Annotated in this window: 26 protein-coding genes; 3 read left to right on the forward strand and 23 right to left on the reverse strand. The window is 39.3% G+C overall.

Going from position 1 to position 24,016, the window contains the following annotated elements; genetic code table 11:
- Positions 1 to 307 precede the first annotated feature (307 nt).
- The 6 genes from VL121_RS16810 to nhaA all read right to left on the reverse strand — a co-directional run bounded on the left by VL121_RS16810 (position 308) and on the right by nhaA (position 4,829).
- On the reverse strand, positions 308 to 577 hold the full coding sequence (locus tag VL121_RS16810) for a hypothetical protein (RefSeq protein ID WP_325407479.1): 270 nt from the start codon (positions 575 to 577) through the stop codon (positions 308 to 310).
- Positions 578 to 909: 332 nt separating this feature from the next.
- A complete protein-coding gene (locus VL121_RS16815) occupies positions 910 to 1,128 on the reverse strand; it encodes a hypothetical protein (RefSeq protein ID WP_325407481.1) in 219 nt (72 codons plus the stop codon).
- A gap of 334 nt (positions 1,129 to 1,462) precedes the next feature.
- Complete coding sequence (locus VL121_RS16820) at positions 1,463 to 1,822, reverse strand: hypothetical protein (protein ID WP_325407483.1); 360 nt, start codon at positions 1,820 to 1,822, stop codon at positions 1,463 to 1,465.
- A 289-nt stretch (positions 1,823 to 2,111) separates the two neighbouring features.
- Positions 2,112 to 2,651 carry a YceI family protein gene (locus VL121_RS16825; RefSeq protein WP_325407484.1) on the reverse strand — a complete coding sequence of 180 codons (540 nt, stop codon included), beginning with the start codon at positions 2,649 to 2,651 and terminating at the stop codon, positions 2,112 to 2,114.
- Positions 2,652 to 2,750: 99 nt separating this feature from the next.
- Positions 2,751 to 3,338, reverse strand: coding sequence for a Crp/Fnr family transcriptional regulator (locus tag VL121_RS16830; protein ID WP_325407486.1), 588 nt, complete (start codon positions 3,336 to 3,338; stop codon positions 2,751 to 2,753).
- 141 nt (positions 3,339 to 3,479) lie between these two features.
- The gene (gene nhaA, locus VL121_RS16835; protein ID WP_325407488.1) at positions 3,480 to 4,829 is read right to left on the reverse strand and encodes a Na+/H+ antiporter NhaA; all 1,350 of its coding nucleotides are present in this window, start codon (positions 4,827 to 4,829) and stop codon (positions 3,480 to 3,482) included.
- Between the two features lie 207 nt (positions 4,830 to 5,036).
- On the opposite strand from nhaA, the gene VL121_RS16840 reads away from it, so the two are divergent.
- Positions 5,037 to 6,401 (forward strand): TrpB-like pyridoxal phosphate-dependent enzyme, encoded by a 1,365-nt coding sequence (locus tag VL121_RS16840; RefSeq protein WP_325407490.1) that lies wholly within the window; start codon positions 5,037 to 5,039, stop codon positions 6,399 to 6,401.
- A 48-nt stretch (positions 6,402 to 6,449) separates the two neighbouring features.
- Here the strand turns inward: VL121_RS16840 and bla are convergent, their stop codons facing one another.
- From bla to VL121_RS16880, 8 genes are all read right to left on the reverse strand, one after another.
- The gene (bla, locus tag VL121_RS16845; RefSeq protein ID WP_325407492.1) at positions 6,450 to 7,247 is read right to left on the reverse strand and encodes a subclass B1 metallo-beta-lactamase; all 798 of its coding nucleotides are present in this window, start codon (positions 7,245 to 7,247) and stop codon (positions 6,450 to 6,452) included.
- A gap of 77 nt (positions 7,248 to 7,324) precedes the next feature.
- Entirely contained in the window at positions 7,325 to 8,668 is a 1,344-nt protein-coding gene (locus VL121_RS16850) for a Gfo/Idh/MocA family protein (protein ID WP_325407494.1), read from the reverse strand.
- A gap of 100 nt (positions 8,669 to 8,768) precedes the next feature.
- Positions 8,769 to 9,788 (reverse strand): Gfo/Idh/MocA family protein, encoded by a 1,020-nt coding sequence (locus tag VL121_RS16855; RefSeq protein ID WP_325407496.1) that lies wholly within the window; start codon positions 9,786 to 9,788, stop codon positions 8,769 to 8,771.
- A 228-nt stretch (positions 9,789 to 10,016) separates the two neighbouring features.
- Positions 10,017 to 11,285 (reverse strand): glucuronyl esterase domain-containing protein, encoded by a 1,269-nt coding sequence (locus tag VL121_RS16860; RefSeq protein ID WP_325407498.1) that lies wholly within the window; start codon positions 11,283 to 11,285, stop codon positions 10,017 to 10,019.
- Positions 11,286 to 11,651: 366 nt separating this feature from the next.
- Positions 11,652 to 12,260 carry a hypothetical protein gene (locus tag VL121_RS16865; protein WP_325407500.1) on the reverse strand — a complete coding sequence of 203 codons (609 nt, stop codon included), beginning with the start codon at positions 12,258 to 12,260 and terminating at the stop codon, positions 11,652 to 11,654.
- 12 nt (positions 12,261 to 12,272) lie between these two features.
- Complete coding sequence (locus VL121_RS16870) at positions 12,273 to 13,142, reverse strand: hypothetical protein (RefSeq protein ID WP_325407502.1); 870 nt, start codon at positions 13,140 to 13,142, stop codon at positions 12,273 to 12,275.
- A 311-nt stretch (positions 13,143 to 13,453) separates the two neighbouring features.
- Entirely contained in the window at positions 13,454 to 14,386 is a 933-nt protein-coding gene (locus VL121_RS16875) for a pepsin/retropepsin-like aspartic protease family protein (protein WP_325407504.1), read from the reverse strand.
- 144 nt (positions 14,387 to 14,530) lie between these two features.
- The gene (locus tag VL121_RS16880; RefSeq protein ID WP_325407506.1) at positions 14,531 to 14,806 is read right to left on the reverse strand and encodes a hypothetical protein; all 276 of its coding nucleotides are present in this window, start codon (positions 14,804 to 14,806) and stop codon (positions 14,531 to 14,533) included.
- Positions 14,807 to 15,008: 202 nt separating this feature from the next.
- Here VL121_RS16880 and VL121_RS16885 point away from each other — a divergent pair, with 202 nt between their 5' ends.
- Positions 15,009 to 15,731 carry an NTP transferase domain-containing protein gene (locus tag VL121_RS16885; protein ID WP_325407508.1) on the forward strand — a complete coding sequence of 241 codons (723 nt, stop codon included), beginning with the start codon at positions 15,009 to 15,011 and terminating at the stop codon, positions 15,729 to 15,731.
- On the forward strand, positions 15,728 to 16,960 hold the full coding sequence (locus VL121_RS16890; RefSeq protein WP_325407510.1) for a LicD family protein: 1,233 nt from the start codon (positions 15,728 to 15,730) through the stop codon (positions 16,958 to 16,960). The genes VL121_RS16885 and VL121_RS16890 overlap by 4 nt, the downstream gene beginning before the upstream one ends.
- Here the strand turns inward: VL121_RS16890 and VL121_RS16895 are convergent.
- The 9 genes from VL121_RS16895 to VL121_RS16935 all read right to left on the reverse strand — a co-directional run bounded on the left by VL121_RS16895 (position 16,950) and on the right by VL121_RS16935 (position 23,969).
- Positions 16,950 to 17,846, reverse strand: a complete 897-nt coding sequence (locus tag VL121_RS16895; protein WP_325407512.1) for a choline kinase family protein — start codon at positions 17,844 to 17,846, stop codon at positions 16,950 to 16,952. The genes VL121_RS16890 and VL121_RS16895 overlap by 11 nt on opposite strands.
- A 3-nt stretch (positions 17,847 to 17,849) precedes the next feature.
- Positions 17,850 to 18,116 carry a CBU_0592 family membrane protein gene (locus VL121_RS16900; protein WP_325407514.1) on the reverse strand — a complete coding sequence of 89 codons (267 nt, stop codon included), beginning with the start codon at positions 18,114 to 18,116 and terminating at the stop codon, positions 17,850 to 17,852.
- An 11-nt stretch (positions 18,117 to 18,127) separates the two neighbouring features.
- Entirely contained in the window at positions 18,128 to 19,462 is a 1,335-nt protein-coding gene (locus tag VL121_RS16905; RefSeq protein ID WP_325407516.1) for a glycosyltransferase family 25 protein, read from the reverse strand.
- A gap of 221 nt (positions 19,463 to 19,683) precedes the next feature.
- Entirely contained in the window at positions 19,684 to 20,019 is a 336-nt protein-coding gene (locus VL121_RS16910) for a hypothetical protein (RefSeq protein WP_325407518.1), read from the reverse strand.
- Between the two features lie 57 nt (positions 20,020 to 20,076).
- Positions 20,077 to 20,277 (reverse strand): hypothetical protein, encoded by a 201-nt coding sequence (locus VL121_RS16915; protein ID WP_325407520.1) that lies wholly within the window; start codon positions 20,275 to 20,277, stop codon positions 20,077 to 20,079.
- Positions 20,278 to 20,364: 87 nt separating this feature from the next.
- Positions 20,365 to 21,549, reverse strand: coding sequence for a TlpA disulfide reductase family protein (locus VL121_RS16920; RefSeq protein ID WP_325407522.1), 1,185 nt, complete (start codon positions 21,547 to 21,549; stop codon positions 20,365 to 20,367).
- Between the two features lie 74 nt (positions 21,550 to 21,623).
- The gene (locus VL121_RS16925; protein ID WP_325407524.1) at positions 21,624 to 21,953 is read right to left on the reverse strand and encodes a hypothetical protein; all 330 of its coding nucleotides are present in this window, start codon (positions 21,951 to 21,953) and stop codon (positions 21,624 to 21,626) included.
- Between the two features lie 6 nt (positions 21,954 to 21,959).
- The gene (locus VL121_RS16930) at positions 21,960 to 22,292 is read right to left on the reverse strand and encodes a hypothetical protein (RefSeq protein ID WP_325407527.1); all 333 of its coding nucleotides are present in this window, start codon (positions 22,290 to 22,292) and stop codon (positions 21,960 to 21,962) included.
- A 9-nt stretch (positions 22,293 to 22,301) separates the two neighbouring features.
- On the reverse strand, positions 22,302 to 23,969 hold the full coding sequence (locus VL121_RS16935; RefSeq protein ID WP_325407529.1) for a vitamin K epoxide reductase family protein: 1,668 nt from the start codon (positions 23,967 to 23,969) through the stop codon (positions 22,302 to 22,304).
- Positions 23,970 to 24,016: the final 47 nt, after the last annotated feature.

Here is a 24,016-nt window from a genome sequence, read left to right on the forward strand (position 1 = left end):
TAGTTGATTAGGATAAAGCTATAAACTACAAACTATAAATCATCAAAAAATAAATTTTGTTTAATTGGTGTACAATAGTATTGCTTCATCAGTTCCCGGGTAGCAAATTTTCCTGGTAAATTTGAGTCCTGTTTTTTCTAAGAGCCGGATTGATTTTACATTGTCAGTTGCGGTTATTGCTTCGATAGTTGAAAGATGTAATTGCTGTAATGAATGCGGTATCGCGGATTATAAATTCCCTGAGCCTTAATCTGCCGGTTTCTAAAATATATTTCATTATTGCTATAGCTGAGCAATGTACTGCTACTTATTGCTCATTGTATTGAATTACATAATAATTCATATGGTAAACAAGCGCTGCAATAGTATTGAATGAAAGGACTTTCATAGTTGCCTGCTGCCAGTCTGTATCAGTGAGGGTTTCTTTAAGATTTACAGAAGTCCAGTTTCCTCCAAAATGGATTTGTCTGAAGTGCTTTGCTATTTGCGCTGATAAAGTCATGTGCTTAAAAATACATAAAATGCCCGAATCCGGCTGGGGTGCATTCAAATTGTCACCGGTTGGTGGGGACACCATAGCCGTCAACTTAAGCCCGGAGGGCTTGAATTTGAATAGCCGTGAGAGAAACTCACGGTAAAAATGTCGAAATTTTTGTTGAACCCTGCAAGGGTTCAATATCAAAATATTTCATTTGTCCACCGGTTGCTCCGATGGCTATTCAAATTAGACCCCATTCGGGGTGTTTTATTGTTCATGTTTCTTAAGTTGACGGCTTATGATGGGGACACCAACCGGGGCGTTCGCCGTGGGCGGTGTCCTCACCGCCCACATAAAGCAACAATGCGACAATTTGGAATGCAAAATGCCTGAACCCGGATGGTATTTGTCACCAATGTTATGACCAGAACTTATTCTTCAAATGCGGGATTGTGTTGTGCAATATAAGTGCTTAAGCCTTTTTGCGCTGAGGCAAGCTTTTTTATGGTTTCAATGGCAGCACGGCCGGCACTGCGATACGTGTAGGTATATACTTCCTTTCCGTTGAATTGAACCGCGATAAAATCAGTTCCCGGATGGTAAGCAGTAAAGCCCGACTTTTTGCCGCTCTTGCTTGAATACAGACTCATTGGATAGTGTATTAAAAATTAAAATAAGCATGCTAAGCACATGAAGTGTTCAATTTCGATGCTATGTTTTATGAATGACAATCCCGTTTAAAAACCGTTATTTTCTGCAACACGCTGTTCAGGGTGATTGTCCGGAGATCAATGTTCATAATAAACATGCACGCCTTAAAAAAGGGAAGGTGAATACTTGTTTTGTGGCGGGCAGGCAGTCTCTGGTCTGGCAGGCAAATGCGGAGGTTAAAGGAATTACATTTCTTAGCAATACCAGATCAATGTATAACCGAAGCACCGGGGGTAATTTAACATTTACGCCCCGGCACCAATAAACAAAAATTTAAGAGAAATCGCGCGGACCTTCACCAGGCGGCTCCTCATTAGTGGAAATCTGGAACCATTGCACCACATTGGCGGCATCTGCGTACCAGTTAAAATGCACCGGCTTCTCGCTTTGCAAAATATTATACATATCTGCAAAGTCAGAAATGTTGGCATATCCCACAACGTATTTGCTTGAAGTGGGCGTTGCGTAGCCAATATCCGTATCATTGGTTATTGTTTCCTGCACAAAAAAATAAATTACAATGTGCTGCACAGTACTTGTGGGCGTTTTAGGTACCAGAGAAATCCATCTCCTGTGATAATTTGCAGCATTGCGCTGCCGGTTTGTGCCTATATAATACGATTTGATTTCCATGTGCCGTTGATTGAAAAGGTTATAAAAATGGATGCTACAGGAAAGATCAGATCATCTCCTTATTTGTTACCTCTACCAATATAAAAAGGTGAACCCTGTGGCAGGCTCACCTTTTACATCCCGCAGCTCCCTGCTCTTAGCAAAACAAAGTATTGGGAACTGTGTGCAGACTTCTCATGTGCGCTTTTATTTATTTTGTGGTGCTGCCGGGTTTTAAGTTACGGCGCCAACTGTTTATTCCTTCATGGGTTGCTGCAACGGCGGATCTGTACTTCTTAAATTATAGTAACTAAGCGGCTTCCTTTACAAATTGTACTTCAGCGGTGATCCTCACTTCATCGCTCACTAAAACTCCGCCTGTTTCCAGTGCAGCGTTCCAGTTTAATCCCCAGTCTTTCCTGCTGATCTTTCCATTAAGTGAAAAACCTGCTTTCATACTCCCCCAGGGGTCTTTGTTAATACCGCCAAATTCTACATCAAAACTTACTTCCTTTTCAATACCTTTTATATTCAGTAAGCCTTTCAGCAGGTAATTATCATCGTCAAGTTGTGTAAGGGAAGTGCCGGTAAACTTCAGCTCCTTGTGATTTTCAACGTCAAAAAAGTCGGCGCTCTTTAAATGCGTATCACGGTCTGTGTTATTCGTAAATATAGAGCCGGCTTCAATAATTACTTCAACTGTGCCTTTGCTGAAATCATCGCCTTCCGTTAAAATAGTAGCATTGAAGTTTCTGAACTCGCCCTTTACATTGGCTATCATCATATGCCTTACTTTAAATTGAATTTCACTGTGCGGGGGATCTGATACCCATTTGGTTTGATTTGCCATGTTCTTATCTTTAATTGTTTGATTGAATAGTGCAAAGATCGTACAACCATTTCCGGCAATCATTCACCTGTGTTAAGAAATGAGAAAAGCTGTGCAGGACTACTTTTTAAACGCTATTTCTTTTCGTATACGGCTGAGCGACTGGGGTTTAATGCCCAGGTAAGAAGCAATGAGGTATTGGGGAATACGTTGGGTGAAGCTGGGGAACTGTTGCGAAAATTCCATATAACGGGATTCGGCGTCTTCACTATTGGTTTTGGCGAGCCGGTATTGCAACGCAACAAAAGCATTCTGGATCAGCAAACGGAAAAAGCGGTCTATCTCCGGGCAAAGATCGCATGCTTTGCGAAAGCTTTGCCTGTTCAGCAAAAGCACACGGGCAGGTTCAAGTGTTTCAATAGTATATATGCCTTTCCTGTCAGAAAAAAAGCTATAGAGATCAGATATCCAGTACCCTTCAAGCGCGAACTGCATAGCGTGCTTATCGCCCTTTTTGTCAACAATATAAGAATAGCAGGCGCCCTGCTCTATAAAATAAATATACTTGCAGAACAGGCCTTCTTCGGCCAGCAATGCTTTTTTATCAAAAGATTTAGGAAATACGCAATCTGTAAATGCATCAAAAACCGTGTCGGTAAGCGGATGATCTAATGTTTTTTCTATATGCTGTCTTAGTAAGGATTGCATCTGGTAAAGTATATGTGCTGTTTATCGAAGAAAAAAGGCTATTCGCCGAATACCGCCTTTACGGTTGCGGAAACACCTACAGGTAAACCTATATTTGCAAAGGTTTTTCATAGGATATTGGATTTAAAACGGGGTGCATTTCTATGCTGCCCCTTTTTTAATGCTTTTAATAATAAAGAATCCTGTAAAACCGCCAATCACCGAAGCTATAACAATGCCAATCTTAGCCTGTACAATATGCCGGGCTCCCGCCTCTCCCAACGGGCTAAAAGCAAGTTCGTTAATAAATAACGACATAGTAAAACCAATAGCCGCGATAAAACCCACGCCCAATAGATGTTTGTAAGTTACGCCTTCGAGGGGTGGCACCCACTTTAACCTGATCAGCAGCGAAGACACGCCAAAGATCCCTATCATTTTTCCTATCATAAGTCCTAATGCAACGCCCATAGCCACTGTACTGGTTGCCTGTTCCCAAAAATTGCCGCTAAAACTTACCCCGGCGTTCGACAGTGCAAAAACAGGCATTACCACAAATGCCACAATCGGGTGCATGTCGTGTTCTAATTTTTGCAGGGGTGTCATCGCCTTTTTAGTCAATGTTTCCATATCATCCAGGATATGCAGTTGTTCTGAAGTTAATGTAGGTACACTGTGATCGGGATCGGCAGCTTTAAACTTTTCGATATACGCTTTCATCTTAGTGATAAAGGAGGTTTCGTTGATTTTAACAGTGGCAGGAATGGCAAAAGCAGCCAGGATAGCGGCTATTGTAGCATGAACGCCCGACAGCAAGAAAAACAGCCAAACACCTCCGATACCTATAAGTCCGTAGTAGAAAGTATTCCTGACACCTAAAAGATTGGAAATAAATAAAACGGCCAGGAAAGCAATGCCAATTCCCAGGTTTACCAATGAAATGTCTGACGTATAAAAAACAGCAATGACCAGCACAGAACCCAGGTCATCAATAATGGAAAAAGCCGTTAAAAATATTTTTAATGGGGCCGGCACTTTATCACCCAGGAGATATAAAATGCCCAGCGCAAATGCCAGGTCGGTAGCCATAGGAATTCCCCATCCGTTTATGGTAGCTAACCCGCCGTTAAAATAGGTGTAAATGAGCGCGGGAAAAATCATACCGCCAATGCCGGCAACAATGGGCAAAATAGCATTTTTGGGGTTGGAAAGTTCCCCGGCTACGATCTCTCTTTTTAATTCCAGTCCAATCACAAAAAAGAAAACAGCCATCAGTCCGTCATTGATCCAGTGATGAAGCGATTTGTTTAAATGAAAGCTGTCATTAATACCGAATGAAATTTTATGCTCCCATAGCTCGTGATACCAGTGCGACCAGGGCGAATTGGCCATAAGAATGGCAATAACGGCTGAAATGATTAAAACTATCCCGCCTGTAGATGATTTGCTGATAAAAGCGTTAACGGGATTTATAATCCATTTGTCTACAGGCGTGGTTTTAATATTTCCCATGTATTGTTATTTGCCTGCAAATATAACAGGTACCGGACAAAGAAGCATATGAACAAATCGGTAGTAGGAGAAGCCGGGAAGTAGTTAGACGATGATGTGGAAATTATATGTTGAAAATGCAATCGGAGCTGCCGGGTTTGAAATAATATGCATTGCGCTGCCTGTATTGATCTTTTTCTGTATCTTGATTACCCAAAAAAATAATACATGTCACAACAAAGAAAAATTACTTTAGAGGAATCGGAGATACCCACGCACTGGTACAATATTATGGCAGACATGCCTAATAAGCCCTTGCCTCCCCTGCATCCGGGAACAAAACAACCTGTGGGACCGGAAGATTTAGCCCCGTTGTTTCCTATGGAACTGATCAAACAGGAAGTAAGTACCGAAAAGTGGATAACAATACCAGACGAGGTAAGGAACCTGTATTCCATCTGGCGCCCTACACCCATGTTCAGGGCTTACGGACTGGAAAAAGCACTGGGTACAAAGTCTAAAATCTATTATAAATATGAAGGCGTTAGTCCCGCGGGTTCGCATAAGCCTAATACCGCTGTTCCGCAGGCGTATTATAATATGAAGGAAGGGATAAAGAAAATTGCAACGGAAACCGGGGCTGGCCAATGGGGCAGCGCGCTCAGCTTTGCCTGTAAGTTATTTGGAATAGCCTGCGAAGTATTTATGGTAAAAGTGAGTTATGATGGAAAGCCTTACCGCAAAATTATGATGAACACATGGGGTGCCACGGTGCACGCTTCACCCAGCAATTTAACAAATGCGGGCAGAAGCATCCTGGCAGGAGATCCCAACTCGCCCGGAAGCCTGGGTATTGCCATATCTGAGGCGGTGGAAGTGGCAGCCACGCATGATGATACCAAATATGCTTTGGGGAGTGTGCTGAATCATGTATTGATGCATCAAACCATTATAGGGCTGGAGGCATTGAAGCAAATGGAAAAGGCAGGCGACTATCCCGATATTGTAGTGGCCCCGTTTGGCGGTGGGTCGAACTTCGCCGGTATCGTATTTCCTTTTTTGGAGGGCGAATTAACAGGTGGAAAAAAAATAAGAGCAATAGCGGTAGAGCCAACCTCCTGTCCGAAATTAACGCGCGGTGTTTTTCGTTACGATTTTGGCGACACCGTTGGAATGACGCCGCTGATTCCGATGTATACGCTGGGACATAATTTTATTCCCTCACCCATTCATGCGGGAGGACTGCGCTATCATGGGGCGGGCGCCATCGTTAGCCAGTTGCTGAAGGATGGTATTATTGAAGCCAATGCCATTAATCAGACGGAATGTTTTGACGCGGGCTTATTGTTTTCCGGAACAGAAGGCATTATTCCCGCGCCGGAAGCTACCCATGCCATTGCTGAAGTAATACGCCAGGCGAAACAGGCGGATGAAGAAGGCGTTTCCAAAACTATTTTGTTTAACTTATGCGGTCATGGTCATTTTGATTTGAGCGCTTATGAACAATATCTCAATGGTAAGCTGGTTGATTATGAGGTATCGCAGGAAGACATTAATCAATCACTGGCAGCGCTGAATACGCCGGTGATTTAGGGCTTGGTAGCGTATAATATAAAAAGTGCAGCGTAAGGGCTGCACTTTTTATTCAAATAATTTTATTGTATAATCAAACAATTCAGTTCCGCCCCATTTTCCGTGTCCCGGGATGACAATTTTAGTGTCCGGATATTGCTGCCTGAGTTTATGCACTGTTATCGGCCATTCTTTTGTATAGGCGTCTTCTAAATTCCCTTTAGTTGCACCTGATTCTTTTATCAAACATCCCCCGAATAGTACATTGTCATCCGGATAGTATCCAATGATATTGTCTTTCGTATGTCCTTCTCCAAAATATTGGGCGTAAACCTTTTTATCCCCAATATTTAAAGCAAGGCTATCGGCAAATCCCTTTATGGGTTTAGAAAATTTCCTGCCTTTTATTTTCAGTAGCTCAATTGTTGTATTGGATGCGTAGGCCGGAATATTGTATTCATTAAACTTTTCTAACCCACCCACACAATCTTCGTGAAAATGAGTGGGGATTATTGCTTTTATTTTACATTGCAGGTTGTTCATAAGAAAGTTTATTAATTCCCCCGAACTTTCATCATCTGACGGTGTGTCAAAAATAATGGCTTCATTTGCATTTACAACAACCATTCCATTACAGGGAACCCTTCCAAAATCATTTGTATTTAAAAAAGAAGTATGCGCATAAGTGTGGTTTGATAGCCTTGTGATGATTAAATTATCTGTTTTATATACTATAGAACTGTCGTTCAGGGAAGCGCCGGTTTTTACAACATTTGTCTTGCCTGGCTGATCTTGCTTACTTGTTGGGCTTTCGCAGGAAATCAATAAAATGACTACGGGCAAAAAAATTGTCAACAGTTTTTTCATATTGGTCTTTTTAACTTATATCGGTTCTTGTACTGTCATCCCCAAACCGCAGCCTAATTGAAGAACTTAAGTTGAAGTTATATCTCAGGCTCCCAGCCCGGCTCGTATTCCCTGCGCCAGAGCTGCATAGCCTCATTATCATTTAGAATATGCCCGTTCTTCGAATCGGTTTGCAGCGTGCGCCCTGTACGCTGGGCGATATTACCCAATTGTACGAGGAGCGTGCTTTGATGGCCGCCAATGATATCTGAACGCAACGGACTGCCATTGCGGATAGCATCAAAAAAATTGCGGATATGAAGGGCATCTAATTCCTGTGCGGGGCTTGATAGGTTACGCGGATCAATCAGGTCTTCGTGCTTCACTTCTTTTATGACCTTGCCCTTCAGGTCGAATATGCTATAGGCGTTCCCTCCTTCAATCAGCAGGGAGCCTGTTTCGCCGTAAAACAATACGCCAACGGCGCTGCCTTCTACCGGCTGACCGTTGCAACTGCGTCCTTCCCACGAAATCATGCTGTTGTTTTCAAATTCCAGGTTAATGACCTGGGTGTCGGGGGTTTCCCAGTCATCGGTATAACGGTAACGGCCACCTGCAGAGCTCACCTTCACGGGATAATCCACTTTAAGCCCCCACCTGGCCAGGTCAACCATATGCGTACCATTATTGAGCGCTTCGCCGGTACCCCAGTTCCAGAACCAGTGCCAGTTGTAGTGTATAAGATTATCCTTATAAGGTTGCCGCGGTGCCGGTCCCTGCCACAGTTCATAATTGAGCCAGGAGGGTACGGGTACCATCTTTCCTTTGCCAATAGCGGCGCGGTTATTGGAATACCAGGTTTTAGCAAAATAAGGACGGCCGATTACGCCGCTATGCAGTGCAGCAATGGCTTCCATTACCCTGGGCCAGGAGCGGCGCTGGTTGCCCATTTGCAATACCCTGTTGTATTTCTTTTGGGCGGCAACTAATAATTCACCTTCGTGCGGGTTATGACTGCATGGCTTTTCGAGGTATACATGCTTACCGGCCTTGCACGCCAGCAGGGCGGCGGGGGCATGCCAGTGATCGGGTGCCGTAACAATCAAAGCATCCATGTCTTTGTCTTCCAGGGCCTTCCTGAAATCCGGCGCCGGCTTAGGACGTTTCTGCTGCAATTTTTCAATGGCCGCCATGCATTTATCCGCTGCACGGCTATCTACATCAGAAACATACGCCACTTCGCAGCCTTCCTGCACAGCAAAATTGCTGCTCACCGCCAAGCCGCGGCTGTTAACACCCATAACGCCTACGCGTATGCGTTCATTGGCGCCCATAATGCCGGCGTAACTTTTTGCGCTGAAGCCGGACAATATCCCGCCTATTGAAAAAGCGGCTGTTCCCGCTACCGTTTTTTTAATAAAGTTTCTTCTTGAATTTTTCATGATCATATGCTTACTTTAGAGAAACGTTGCTTGGTAATAATTTTAAATCCGAAGCGATATTCCAAACTACAAACCACAAACTGCCAAACCATAAACTGTATTATCCTTCCGCTCTCCTCCTCATCTCCTCCAAACTTACGGGAACGCCTCCTTTGTTTTTGCTTTCATCGGCTGCTTCCATAAAGGCGCAAATTTCCAGTGTTTCTTTACTGCTTACAGGGGCGATACCGGTGTCAAAAAATTGAATGATCTCCACCAGCAATGCATCGTAGCCATCGAAAGGTCCTAATACGGTTGTTGCATTTTCGCCAAACACGGTGCCCCCATAGCCGCTCTTACCCGAACGGGTACCGCGGAATGTACCGATGCGGCCATCTTCCCAGGTGCCAGCTACCACATCTGTATCATTGGTATGTAAACGAACAACCTGTTTACAACCTGTACCCATTACCGTATACAGCGTTTCCACACCGTGTATGCCATACCAGAACAGATCGGGATGTGTATTTTCTAAATGCGCAGGGCTATAGGTATCTGCGCCAAGCACCTTACCCACTTTACCTTTAGCCACTTCCTGCGCACTTTGCATAAACCGTAAAGAAGAAGAGGAGAAAACCGGTACCTTGTATTGTTCCGCCGCTTTAAAAATAGCCATCGCATCTTTTAAAGAAGCCGCAATGGGTTTATCAATGAACATGGGTTTGCCGGCTTTAATCACTTCTAATGCCTGTTGCAAATGCAGCCGGCCGTCATTGGTTTCAAGCAGTATGAAATCTGTTTTTTTTAGCAGCTCCTGTATTGAGCTTACTATTTCCACACCCAGCTTTTTTACTTCTTCGGTATATTCCGGAATTCTTTTTACAGAAGAGGCTATATCGTTACTTCCTTTTGGATAGGCTGCTACTACTTTGTATCCTTTTAGTTCAGGTGAGGCACTGGCGGCGTTAAGCGCTTTTGTAAAAGCAATACTGTGAGAAGTATCTAAGCCTATAATACCAATCCTTTTTTGCGATGCGCTACCTTGTGCATATAACGCAGTGAAGCTGTTAGACAAGCTTAAGCCAATTCCGCCGGCAATAGCTGTACCAATAAAATTGCGGCGTCCGTATTTTTTTTTCATTTGTTTTTTTTATTTTTTTTGCCAAATGGAATTCGCCAATAAACATCACGGTTGGTGACAGACATTATTATGGCTCATTTCATGAATGATTACTGTATTTTTTAAGAAAGATCAATATTTACTTACTACTCACTTTTTATCTTAAGCGGTCAGCTATCAGCTTTCAGCAGTCAGCTAAAGCATACTAATGACAAGATGATAATTCCTTCTTCACCATTCACCCACTGACTATTCACTTTTTTTATTTTGCTCCGCAAACTCCAGGTATTGCTGCCAGTCGTATAAAGTAACATCGTGCTTACCGGTTCTGATATGGTATCTTATCGTTTCTCCCACAAGGTTGTTTACGTTGGGCATTTCATTAACAGTTACTCCCTGTAGTTTGTAAAGCGCATAAACAGGTGATGCGTTTTTCGCCGAAAGGAACTCGCCTTTGGGATCGGCCCATTTGTCGTCTTCGGCGCTGGCAACATATAAAGGCCGGGGAGCAATAAGCGATAGCAGCATATGCTGATCAACGGGGAGCATTTCCGGATGATCGTTATAACTTTTATATCGTGCAATGAACCAGTGCGGAAAGCTGGTATTGAGGTTGCGGATGGTTTCTCCAAATATCCTGCGGGAAAGTGCGGCGCCGCCTTCACCAGAATTGTTGGAGATAACAATGGAAAAACGCTGGTCGTTTGCTCCGGCCCACAAAGCGGTTTTACCCAGCCGTGAGTGACCGATGAGTATGGTTCTTTTGGCATCCACTGCAGCATCCGATTCAAGGTAATCCTGTATCCTGCTTAGCCCCCATGACCATGCGCCAATGGCGCTCCATTCATCCGTTGCTATATGTAAAGCGTCTTTCATGGTAGTACGAATGCCCTGTTTCCATCCATCTTTATCGTCAGGCTCCAGGTCGTAATAATGCGCGGTGGCAACGCCGTATCCTTTATTAATTATTTCTTCCAATGGCCAACGCGAAGCAGAAGACCCTCTTGAGCTTTCAATGGCTTCACTGTCGGTCATTTGCCGGTCTTTCTTTTTGAGATGCCTGGCGGGCTTAATCGCTTTATCTGCAGCAATGGTATGATTGCCGGTGAAATTCAATCCCACAAATACTGTTGCAGGTTTATTGGTTTTAGGCAAATACAGTAGCAGGTCCATCGAAGGAGCATCATCTCCTCCGGAAAAATAAATAGCGACCTGTTTCCGTATTGCTTTTCCATTTAATGCAGCAGAATCTGTTTCTGTAACCTTAAAATGCATGCCTGCAGGCCTGGCTGGTATTTTTCCATACACATTTTCTGTAAATAGTTTTAAAATATAGGGTTTTTGTTTGCGCTCCCATTCCTTAACGGTTGTAACCGCTTTTCCCTTCGGGGAAATCAATGGGTCGGGCAGGGTATAGGGAGGAACCGCTGATTCATCATAATTGGCTGGAGGCCCCTGGGCGGAGGATAGGCCATAGCTCAACGTTGCGATCAGGAGAGAAAAGAGATATCGTTTCATATGAACAGTGTTATGATTTTCTTCTGCCTTTGCTTTTTGCATAATGCCAAATCCGGAAGCTTAAAATTGTAAATCCTCCTTTGCGCTCTTTGCTTCGTTGCGCCCTTTGCCCGCCCGAACGATGTTCAGTCGGGCGGGCGAATGAATTGGTCAGGCGGGCGTGAAAGATAAATGTAAAATAAAATTGAATGCCTGCCAAACAGGTTTTCGCAAAACAGCAAACCTGTGCCAGGCGGGTACTATGCAGGGCAACCAGAAAAAATATTTGTTTTGTATGATCCTTCAAAGCATGGCTTCATATTGTTTAGTGTCATCAGATAGTCATTCTTATTAAGCCTGTTTTTATATAAACGGGCTTAATAAATTTTAAACAGGAATAACTGCACCAACATATTCATTTTCAATGCGTTTAGTAGGGAAGTCAATTCCGTCTCCGAATAGCTTATAGCTATCGTGGATTAATGCAGCATCTTTGATCTGAGGATAAATATATTTAGCTAAATAATACTGATCGAAACCTTTAACCTCCTGGTGCTCATAAGGAATGTTTTCAACTAATGCATTCATCCCCTCCATATTTCTACATCCCCACATGCCTCCGAGTATAAGACTGGTGTGCAGAGGATGGTCACGCATAATATGAAAATCTTTATCAGAGTTTAGCCAATCATTTACTGCATATACTTCCCTTAATGAAAGTCGGGAATCTGCGTCCCTGCAAATCATAATATCGGCATTGTCAGCCGCTAAAAATCGCCATACCAGCCCGGAACAACTCCCCCTTGCCTGCTTAAATATAATTTCACATTCCTGTGATTGAAGCAAACGGATATATCTCTTGTCACTTTTTTCATCCACATAAAATCGGCAAATCCAACCGGGGTACAAAGACCTGGCTATTTTTATGTTTTCGATGGCGCCTTGCCAATAAAGCATTTCTGTGCCCCATAAAGAAAAGGAAATGATCTTTTTCATGGCAAGTTTAAATCATAACTTTAAATAGTCAGGCATGTTTTTTCCGTTCACCTCTGCCCAAGCAATATTCAAAATATTAAATTGATTTCGAACTCTAATACTTTCTTTGTGTAGCACTACCTTCCTTTTTCTATATTCATCGTTCAAAATACTTTTTACAACCATATCTACTGCCCTATCGCAATCATTCACGTCTATTTTTATTAAGACTTCTGGTCGTATATAGTCAAAGATATTGGTGCAGCCATCATAAAAACATAAAGTTTCAGTTAAAATCGGTTGTAACACTTTTTCTGTAAAATAATCTCTGACAAAAGAATTCTCACAAGCAAAATGATATTCAAAATTTATCAGTGCATCTAACTTGTTTTCGATTTCACCTTTGTATGAATCAATCAGCTTGAAAAAGTTTCCTGAATACTTCCTTCCGAACAAACTAAACCCTTCTTGTACAACTTTATCCAGGTATTGGATAAACAACAGCCTCCTTTGATGCCCCTCCAAAAATGAAAGTTCGCTCGTGACGGAAGATAGACAAAGTGTCTTGTCAAACTTACCTTTTCGAATTAAATCTATTTCCTGTTTCCCGCATCCCCAAAAAATTTCCGGACAGTACATTTTAGATACATAAATGTCTGATCTATTAATATGATGTTTTGACCCCGGCGGTTCTGTTAAAAAAACAATAGAAGAATTGGTGCTAATTTTCTTATGGTGCTTATACGGTGCTGTAAAAATTATGGACAAGTCAAAGTTATTACTACGTGTAAATTCAATATTCTTACATTCAGGTCGACCGGTAGGAGAGTAGTTGCTTAAATATCGGTACAACGAATCATCATCCTGCCAATAGCAGGTCGCGTATAACTTTATCCTTTTCATCCTTCAGGATTTTATGAGGAAAATATTTAATGATATATCCTTACTATTTGTTCCATCCGTTCCTGGGACTTTTCGAAGCAATTCAGTAATCACATCAGGGATAGACAAATTCCTTCTGGATATAAATAAATGATCATTTTATTGCTTGTCAATTAGAAGGTACTCAGACGGCTTTGAGAAATAAGAAAACTTCAAACTAATTCTAAGGAATTGCCTACTGACTTTTACCGCTTTGCATTTCACAGTTATCAAGATTTTAAGAATGTTTAGTTGAAAATTGTTATCTGAATATGTACTAATCTTCCTCAATTTTATTTCCAAGGCAAATAAATTTTGTTAGCACCAAAATTAAAATATATTTTTTTGAACCGTTGAAGTACATTATTTCCCAAAATAATAGCATCGTATGATGCTGAAGATTCAATCTCTATAGTTGCAGGGATAAGCTTAATAGTTTTACCGACAATATGTACAGAATCAATAATAATATGCATATTTTTTGATTTGGAAAATACAAAATAAGATTCTGATATTTTACCATTCAAGCCTGGTTGCAGCATATGCTGATATTTTAAGTATTTGGGAAGCCCCCAAAAAAAGCCATCGACCCCAAGTCCTATATCAATACTTATGCTCTCCTTTATACTTTTTTGACCTATACAAAATTCGGCATCAAGTTGCCGGAACGGGCCAGTATAGGGAGGTTTAAAAGTCACTTCCTTGTATTCATTGGGTACTTTATAACTTGCGGTATCATGAAGTTGCAAATAACGCATTTCATAATTTATTTCTACGATGTATCTTTTTAAAAAACCCATACCCAGGATACCATCGGGTACATTCTTTTGCCCAGTCAACATGTGTAGTTGCTTAATAACAGTATTTTTAATTGAATCTTCCAAACCACCTAAAGACAATAAAACAGACGAATTTGCTATACGGTCTGCTTCAATACGGAAAGGCTTTAACGTATCAATAATTTGAGCGCGTGCTGCAAAAGGCTTAAAAAGTATAAGATATTCATTGGGCATTGTGCCGTTATCAAGCAATAGATAGGCAGGTTTATTATTTATAGTTGCTTTTAAAATAATGTGATTAGGAGATAGTGTATCCGAAAAAGAAATGTATATACCTGCTGAGGAATTATAATTACGCTTTTCGTTCAATTTACGCACATTGCCATTTTTACAAGAAGTAAAAAATGTCATTGCAAGTAGTAGTATAATAATAACTGCCTTTTGCATCTATCAATATTTAAAAAAGTTAGGTTGCCCCGAAAATAAGACAACCCTTTTAGTTTAGATTGAAGAGAATAGTTAACAATCGTAATTCTCGGAATCTTGTAAATCAAATAGAATACCCTAACATTCAAAAATGTAAAAAGCGTATTAACCACCAGTATTAATTACCGGAGACCATTCACCCGACACATTATCTGGGTTATATGCGGGATATATTCCTTCACAAAGCATATTGGCATTACCAGAGTTAGATGATCGGCACCACCACTCTACCCCTCCAGGAGTTGTACAAACAAGCCACCAATAGCCATTAGGGCAAGATCCGCCACTTCCTCCATCTCCTCCAATAATCGTTTTCAAATGTTCTCTGGTCAACACCTCAGTACTCTTAAAGTCCTGGAAATTCAACTTTAATTTTTTCATGTCGTAAAGTTTTGTTGTTAAGAAAAATAATATAACAATACAAAGCTAAAACCTTTCGATGCACTATAAGTGCGTTTAAATATTTTTTGCAAGCAAGTTGTTCAAATTCAACTTAGCTTCAAAGTCAACCAGATTTCTAATATCAAAATTATTTAATTAATTTAGATACACCCGTGTTTTTACAACTAGTTTAATAATGAGAATGAATGCAATAATTCTGGCTGCCGGAATGGGTAACAGGTTACAACCATATACCGAAATAACGCCTAAACCATTAATGGTTGTTAATGGAACATCAATAATCGAAAGGCAAATTGTATTCTTGAAAGAAGTTGGCATTTCTGATATTAATGTTGTTGTTGGGTATAAGGCAGAGATGTTTCAATATCTAGAAAATAAACACGAAGTCCACCTTATTTTCAACCCGAAATATGAAATTTACAACAACATATATTCTCTTTCTTTATGTAAAGATGTATTAAAGAATACCTGGATTATCGAAGGAGATGTTTTCTTAAATAAGAACTTTCTTATTCCTGCTATCACAGCATCTACTTATTTTTCCATCTTCAAGTCAGACATATCAAGAGAATGGATATTGGAATTTTCCCAAAAGCAAATACTAAGACAAATTATAATACCAGACCAACATCTAACAAATACAACTTACAAGGCTGGCGCTTATGTTATGTCCGGGGTTTCATTTTGGGTTCAATCGTCAACAGATATCATCAAAAATTATTTAAATGATTTGGTACAAATAATAGATGGAGAAGAAAATCATTCTATTTTACATTTTTATTGGGATCAGATAATTAAAGAGAATCTTGATAAATTAAACATTACGGTGCAGAAATTAAGAAAGAATGATTGCTATGAAATAGATACTATTCGCGACCTTGATTTATTATTAAGTGAAGTATGATAACTGGAATACCTGTTTATAATATATTTTATGACCAATCATGTAGTTCATTTAAAATTGAAAGCCTATTAAACGGGAATTTAATACAAGTGACCGGATGGCAATCTGGTATAGAAATGCTTAATAAAATGAATTTATCTATTGACAACATTTTCATAAAGGCCAAGTATGGATTCGAGATATCGCCCTATGAAGTAATTTCTCACATTGCCACAAAATATGTACTTGCTGAATTTACCAGCTCAACACACAATGTTTGTTTAATTATAGATAAAACCGCGCAATCAGAATATGATGTACCAGAACTATTCAATGAGTTGGCTGACCTTGATGGAGACTGGGATATCTATTTCCCTTTTGATAGAGCTTTTTACAATGAAAATGCCAGATTTGAGGCATACGCTTTCGGTCAAATGTGGGGTTTAGATGCATTTTTTCTAACGAAGAAGGGAGCTAAAATAATATCCGAAATAAATATCGTAAGACAGCCTTTAGACGAGGAGATACTGGATTTGTCATCAGCAAGTAAAATAAATGTATACTATAATGATAGCGAGTCCTTTTTCTATAAAGAAAACCCGCTCCGTAATGTGTCAAGAAATGAAGCTATAGAATCTGCAATTTATAGTACAGACCATTGGACAGATGATAGTAGAAGACAAATACAGTTTCTTTTACGAAGGTTAAATGAGCTTGCTTCACAGCATGGAATTGAGTTAATACTATCCTATGGTTCGCTTTTAGGATATATAAGGCATGGTGGCATTATGCCCTGGGACGATGATGTTGATCTATTGCTTTCAGACAGGGAAATTGAACGTTTCATAGAAATACTGAAGAATGAGGATGCAATTAAATGTACGCAGGAAAAGTGGAGACATATAGACTATTATAAAGTATGGCTTAACTCGGGGGATGAAATTCCTGGGTTGAATTATCGCTTTCCGTTTATTGATATTTGGCTATTTCAGAAGCGAAATGGGTATATCATTCTGGAAGATGGAATAGAAATTCCGGTAAGCTCTTTTTATCCTTTGCAAAAAGTAATCTTTGAGGAATCCTCCTATTATATCCCTGCCGACCCTCTACAATCATTAGACTTAACATATAAAAACTGGCGAACTGATTTGTTTATCTACCCCTGGAATCATCGCCTTGAACAACCCGTGAACAGGATATTATCAGCTAAAATTTCTGTTGATTCTAATGGCAAAATAATTAAGGCATAAAAATCTCGCAATTAAAGTTTGCATAATTTTTCAAAGCTCTTCGTATTCTTTTTTCTGAATAGTCGCCGTACTGGCTCCCATAATACTCTTTTATTTTCGCCCACAAGTACCATAATATATCCTGATAAATCTTAAATAATGCAATGATGCTCTGGCTTTCGGGTCTTAGGTTTTCATCCTGATGGTACTTCTCAAGCATATAATGCTCTTCTGAAGGAGTTAACTCATTTTCCAGAATAAAAGATGCAAGGTCCCAAAGTGGATCATTCATGCCGGAATATTCCCAATCTATGAGATAAATGTTCTTTGATGAATCCAATAAAATATTTCCTTTCACAAGATCGTTGTGGCAAGCTGTCCACTTTATTTTTGAATAGAGAAAATCATCAGAGTTGCTCTTCAGAGTTGCTCTCAATAATAAGTATAGTGGGCTTAATTGTACTTTGTTGCGTCTAACTATATTTTCATAACGCCCTATCATGTCTGAAACCCAAAACCTGTTGGCAAAAACAATATCTGAATTATGTAACCTTTTTAAGGCTTTGCAGGCAATATCTATTGCTTTATATCTGGAAGTAATGGTTTCCAGAGTATTTTCAACATAGACGGACACTTTAATCCAGGAATTTTTTAAATAGGCAACATGTTTTGTATTTAGATTTAGCACAGTAATCTTATGGTGATTTGCCCATTCGCTTTTTCTGTCAATCATCTCGGAAGTATTATAACCTGGAATACGGATGACGTATTTACTTCCTGCTTCGGTGATACATAAATAGTTACTGTTTGTCATTCCCTCTTTCAGTAGTTTCAGGCTAACTATTTCTGAATGATTTTCCGGCAGGAGCTTTTCATGATATATGAGGTCTAATATCTCCTTATCCATTTTTTAAATATTTTCAGGAATACCTTTTTCTTTCTTTTTAAGTTTGAATACGCAGCCAAGTGCATAAATTGCTATCAGTAACCAGGTAACATTTACCATTATGTTAGGGTGATCTTGTAGATACCAGGCATTAAAAATTAACCCCAACGCGCCTAGCATGTTCAGCACATGATATGTGTAGCAGTCTGCTGAAATTTTTTTAATAACTAACAAAAAATAGCCGATCAGATATGAAATAGCGCCTAACCATCCAATTAATTCAAAGGTCATGATAAATTTATTTAAAAAGTGTTTAACTGATTTCTATGTTTTTGGTATATCTTCTTGATAAGCTCGAATTTGCGAAAACTATCCTGAAATTTTTTATGAGGAGGGTTGCTTGCCCTCTGATTATTATAATAAGCTGATATGTCTGAGTATCCGAACTCTTTTTGTGTGGAGATGAAGGGGAATAGAACCATCTTGTTAACAACGCTCTCTGATAGCTTTCCATCAGCCGTAATTTCATCATTATAAGGCTCATTTATTATGTGAGAAAAAATATTTCTATATAAAACAATAAACTGGGTACTCCAAAAGCTGCCCACCCAGAATCGTTTTTCTGTTATGGGCAGGATATACTTTGCGTCTGCTACTCCTCCAATAAGCATATCCACGCCCTGTGTATGTGCTTCAATGATATTCTGAATGAAGGTATTTTTTGAATAATGCTCAGTAAAGACGTGATCATCTTCGCAGATGATAATAACATCATCATTATTTTCAATAGCAAGTGAAATAATCTTCCGGATACTTTGCCAAAGACCAACTGCACCGATCTTATGCCTGCAAGCTTCCACTATAGTCAGATCAAATTCTTTCCGCCCGGCAAATTCCTTCTTTATATGCTCCAGTCGTTCCGTTCGTTCCGGGAGATTAATGATATATGTTGGGATTGAAATGGCATTGTAATTGGGTTCACTTATCATTGCGCCGTTAAATTCTTTATAGTATTTTTCCACTTTTAACAAGAACGCAAATGAAGAACTGCAATTTTCAAATAGTTTTTCTACTCTACGCTTTTCATTATTTTTATAAGTAACATCCGAATAACCATAATCCTTCTGTATAGAAATAAATGGATAAATTACAAACTTGTTTTTCGCCAAACCTGAAAGTTTATAATCTGCACAATCATGATCTTGAAAGTCAACCGTCAATACTTTCGAATATACTTTCCTGAATAATACTACGAACTGTAAGCCTGAGAACTTGTCAACCCAAAATAAATTACTATTAATAGAAATAGCATTTTTGCACCAACTAATTCCGCCTAATAAAAGATCGGCATTTAAGTTCACTGCTTGGCCAATAGAACTTTGCAGTATTCTTGCGGAATAGTGTTGTGTGAAAATGTGATCATCCTCACAAATAATAACAAAATCGTTCTCAAGATTTTTTCTTATAATATTTCTTATAGTATTCCAAAGGCTTTTGGCAGCATTCGGATCTGAAGTAGGCTCTACTATTCTTAGGCTAAATTCCTCTTTGTCAAGAAACTGACCGATCAGGTTAGATTTCCGGTCTATTCTCTTGGGAAGATTAATTGCATGTACAGTTATTGGAAACGAGCTCATGGATAATTTATGGTATTACAAACACTACAACAGATCATTTTATAGGAATGGTTTCTATTTTAAGGACAATACATAAAATCTCATAGGTATTAATATTATATCCGTTCCAATTCGACAAATAGAATGTTTTATGCAAGGCTATATTATTGAATAAAAGCTTCTTTTACTTGCTTCTATTAGTTCAAATGCTTCAAGGCACCATAAGTGCCTTGAAGCATATTTTATGAATTTTCACAAATCTCAAAAATCTCCACTTTAGAAAAACATAAATTTTCGGGATGGCTACCTATGCTCCTTGTTTCTCCCCGAGTTAGTATCTCTCCATGTTTTATAAAAAGGCACTTTACCATTTCTCCGTCCTCTTCATAATAGTAGCTATTAAGTTGACGACTGTATTTTACTGGGAAGCCCATTTCTCTCATTTCCTGTAATACTGCTGCTAAGCCCCTTTTGCTCAACCTGTTCTTCTCAGCGAAAGTTCTTAAATTTCCTGTCGCTTTCCTTCTGATAATATAATCAATATACTGAAGTCGTTTTATTTGTCGTAAAATACCCATAGCATCGAATTTTATATAGAGGTGAGAAGATATTTTAGGTCTGGTAAAGTATAAGCATCAGGTAATTGGTAGCCATTTATGAAAATAAGTTGGTGTAAAATTTATCTGTGTTTCATCGCACCATTTTTTCATCGTCTGTATTTTACTTTTCTGTTGTGTAATCAGTTCGTTAATGATCTTCCATTTTTCATCCGGCTTACCTATTGTAATGCCAAGCGCTTCTGTTGGATGTTCTGTTTTCTTTTGCCTGTCCAGCAAAGCATCAAATACCTGTTTGTTGTGTTTAAAACGTTGCTGCGTATTATAATACTCCTGGTCTTTTTTTTGCTTTTTCTGAATTGTTTTTTACTGCTGTTGTTCGGGCTTCAGAAGCTGTTTCAATAAATTGCTTAATATGGTATATTTCTCATCATCATTAGACAGTCGGTTGTGATATATAATTTTTCCTGTTTTATCAATCAGAAAATATTGTGGTATGGCTTGTATAGCCAATAGGTTTCGCAGCATTTTGTTGCTGCATACAAATGGGTAAATATCACAAGTTTGCAATCCTGGCGGTCTGGTTTCTTTTACTATCCGCCTCCATTTTTCTTCTTCTTTATCAATTGATAAATAAACGATTTGCAGCTCCTGGTCTTTATACTCAGCAGCAAGCTTTGAAAATGTCGGCAATCCTTTTATGCAAGGTTTACACCAGGAAGCCCAAAAGCAAAGTAGCACATACTTTTTATTTTTAAATTCTGACAGCGTATATGGTAGCAGCGTTTCTGAATGGAATGAAAAATCGGGAAATTGTTTTCCTAACAGAAGTGATTCCCTTTTTGCTAATTGCTGACTGATGTATATGCCTAAACCTGTTGTTTTCAACACTTCGCTAAAACCACTATAGATTTCCACTAACACAGGTGTGTCGTTCTCCTCGAAATCAGAAGCAGAAGCAAAATCTAATACTTGATCCTTAAAAACAAATAACGCGTAATAAGAGTCTTTGTGTGAACCTAAAAATTTGAGTACGGATAGTTTGCGCTTTGTTTTTAGATCATTGTATTTTTTATCTAATGAGTCTATACTAAAGCCTTTTCTTAGATTTTTTTTTACTTGAAAGATAAGGTCGTAAGTTTGTACTAAGCTATCGTCAATGTTTGTGATTGCTTTGCTGTACGCTGCCTGCTCATCAACAAACGGAATATTGGTGTAATGGATTTGACAAGGTTCATTGTCTTTGCATAATAGACTTAGGCTCATTTTTCTAGCGGCTAAAAAGAAAGGCCCTGTGGTTATCCTGGAGCTTCCTTTCGAAAAAGAAAGATACACACAATTAAATTCCTGAATTAGAGTACCTGAAAACGAAAAAGAGCCATTAGCTACAGTATCATACAAAGTAGAGAATGTGGAGTCTTGAGAGAATAGCTTGACAACAGAATGTTCAAACTCTTTGGAAATGTTACCAGAAAGAGAAAAATTAGCTTGAGCATCGCTAAATTTCGCAATGCCCAAGCTAATGAGTATTATAAATAATTCTTTTTTCATTACCCGAATGAGTGTTGTTTATACTATATACTGGTTTGGAAGAATTATTAGTGTCCGGTAAAAATCTTCAAAGTTCAATACTTATAGCAATATCTATTTCCCTTGTCATGTCCACAGCAACATGCACTTTCGGTTTCGAAGCACGTATACGTGTTGCCATTTTCTTGCCAACAAACAAACCCGTCAGTCTGGCAATATTCGCCACCTCCACTTCCACTTCCACCCATCACTGTTTTCAGTTGCTCTCTTGTAAGAATTTCTGATCCTTCAATGCTTTGAAGTTTTAATTTTAGTTTTAGTTTTTTCATTTTTGTAAAATTTAAACCTGTTTTTATGCAGGCTGTGTAAATAATAATTAACAATGACAAAGCTATACCTCCCCGAGCCACTATTTCTGGCTCCAAAACTTTTTAAATATCTTTGCAAAGGACAAAAACGGCTTTTTCTGAAAAACATAACTCTTCCGGTTTACCAATATAGGCAGTTTTGTCTTTTGTTAGCATCTCACCATATTTCATAAACCTGGAAATGCAGAATTCGCCATCTTCTTCGTAATAGTAATATTTCCGTAGTTTGTCATATTTGATGTTTGCGCCTAAGTCCCGCATTTCGCATAAAATATGTTTAACCGCACTCTTTGATAATTTCATTTTTTTAGCAAAAGTGTTTAGATCTCCTGTAGCTTTTTTCCTGATGAGGAAGTTGGCGTATTCTAACCGCTTAATGGCTTTGACTAACGACATATAAACTGTTTATACGGTAAAGAAATATTTTAGATCAGCTACGGTGTACATTTCCGGTAATTGGAAAAATTTAGCACCCTCATCTTCGTTGTTGTGTGTATTCATGCACACAAAAAAAGAAGGGGTGACAGTAATTTGAACGCGATCACACCATTCGCGCATTGCCATTATCTTCAGGTTCATCTGTTCAGAGGGAGTGTGTGCAGCATATTTTTCGGCGAAAGCTTTATAATCCTTTCGGGGTGCATTGTACCAGTCACTCAACGCTTGATTGGTAAGCGTTTCATCATTGTTTGCAGCAATTGACATTAAATGCATAGCCGGTGCCTTTTTTATATCTTTTTCGTTTTCAGTTGCAGTAAAAATTATCTGTACACTTAATTCCTCATTATTACTTATCAGTTCTTCAATGAGCGAGTGCGCTTTTGCACAGGGGCCACAATAAGGATTACAAACTTTAACGATCTTCCATTTTGCATCCGGCTTACCTATTGTAATGCCAAGCTCTTTTGTTGGATGTTCTATTTTCTTTTGCCTGCCCAGCAAAGCATCAAATACCTGCCTGTTATGTTTTAGCCGTTGTAATGCATGGTAATGCGATACACCTTCTTTTGATTTTTTTATTGCCGGGAGCGTGATATATAAAGCCAGCGCTGGAAACATGAAAAATAGTATTGTTGCCATATAAGTACCAAAGGAAACTTCAGCCACGGAAAGATTGTTGTAAAAGCCGCCTGTAGCAGCCACTATAAACTGTAACAACAATATTGCCTGAATGGCCAGGCAAAGCACACACCATTGCTTTACGACTTTCCATTGATAGTATAGGGAGAAGAAAATATACGGTAACGACAGTACACTAACACTACCCGTCACAAGCAATGCCTGTGAACTATCTATGCCCAATACCAGCAGGAAAAGCAACATACCGGAAAAATAGCAAAAGCCGATACTGCTCCAGCTTACCCCCATTATGCCGGACGCTTTTGATTGTAATACCGCCGTACAATTGATTTTTTTGCCAGGTCGGCAGACTTCCTTCAGCAAGGGATTATGGTTATCAATCTCAAATAATAGAAGCAAAAAACTTACACCGGTACCAACAAGCGCTAATAATAAAAATAACTCACCAAAAACAACGGTAACAGCCGGATACCTGAAAAACATTGATATCATGTAGGCCAATGCCACAACCGGAATAGCTATCAAAGCCAGCGTACTAATGATCTTCTCCCGATGCTCTGTCTTCTGCTTAATACCATAATCTCTTTCCGGCTTCGCTTCCGATGCGTCTATCAGTAATACATGACCTGCAAACTTTTGACTAAACTTGTCTATGTCTTCCCTAATCAAACTTGTTCCATCAGGGGCTTCATATACGATTCTATTTCCCTTTACTTCGTGAACAATAATAAAAATATCTTCGTTGGCAGAAGTCCTGAAAATATGCGCTATAAATGGAACAGGGAATTCAGCAAAGTTTTCAACCCTTGTTTTCAATGCAATATTTTCAATATTATAGGAGTGTAAAAAGTCTGAAATACTGAGCAGGCTTGGATAATCAGGATGTGTTTCAAGCGAAGTTCTGATGGTAGTGTCAGTAATATTAATTTTCTGGCACCTAATCAACCGGATAACCGTTTTTTCACAGTTATGCTGTGGTATAGTAAGGTTCATGGCAAGTAATCAATTTGGTGTTGATCAAAACTTATACCACTTCCTAA

This window comes from Agriterribacter sp. (assembly GCF_035497235.1).
GTDB lineage: Bacteria > Bacteroidota > Bacteroidia > Chitinophagales > Chitinophagaceae > Agriterribacter.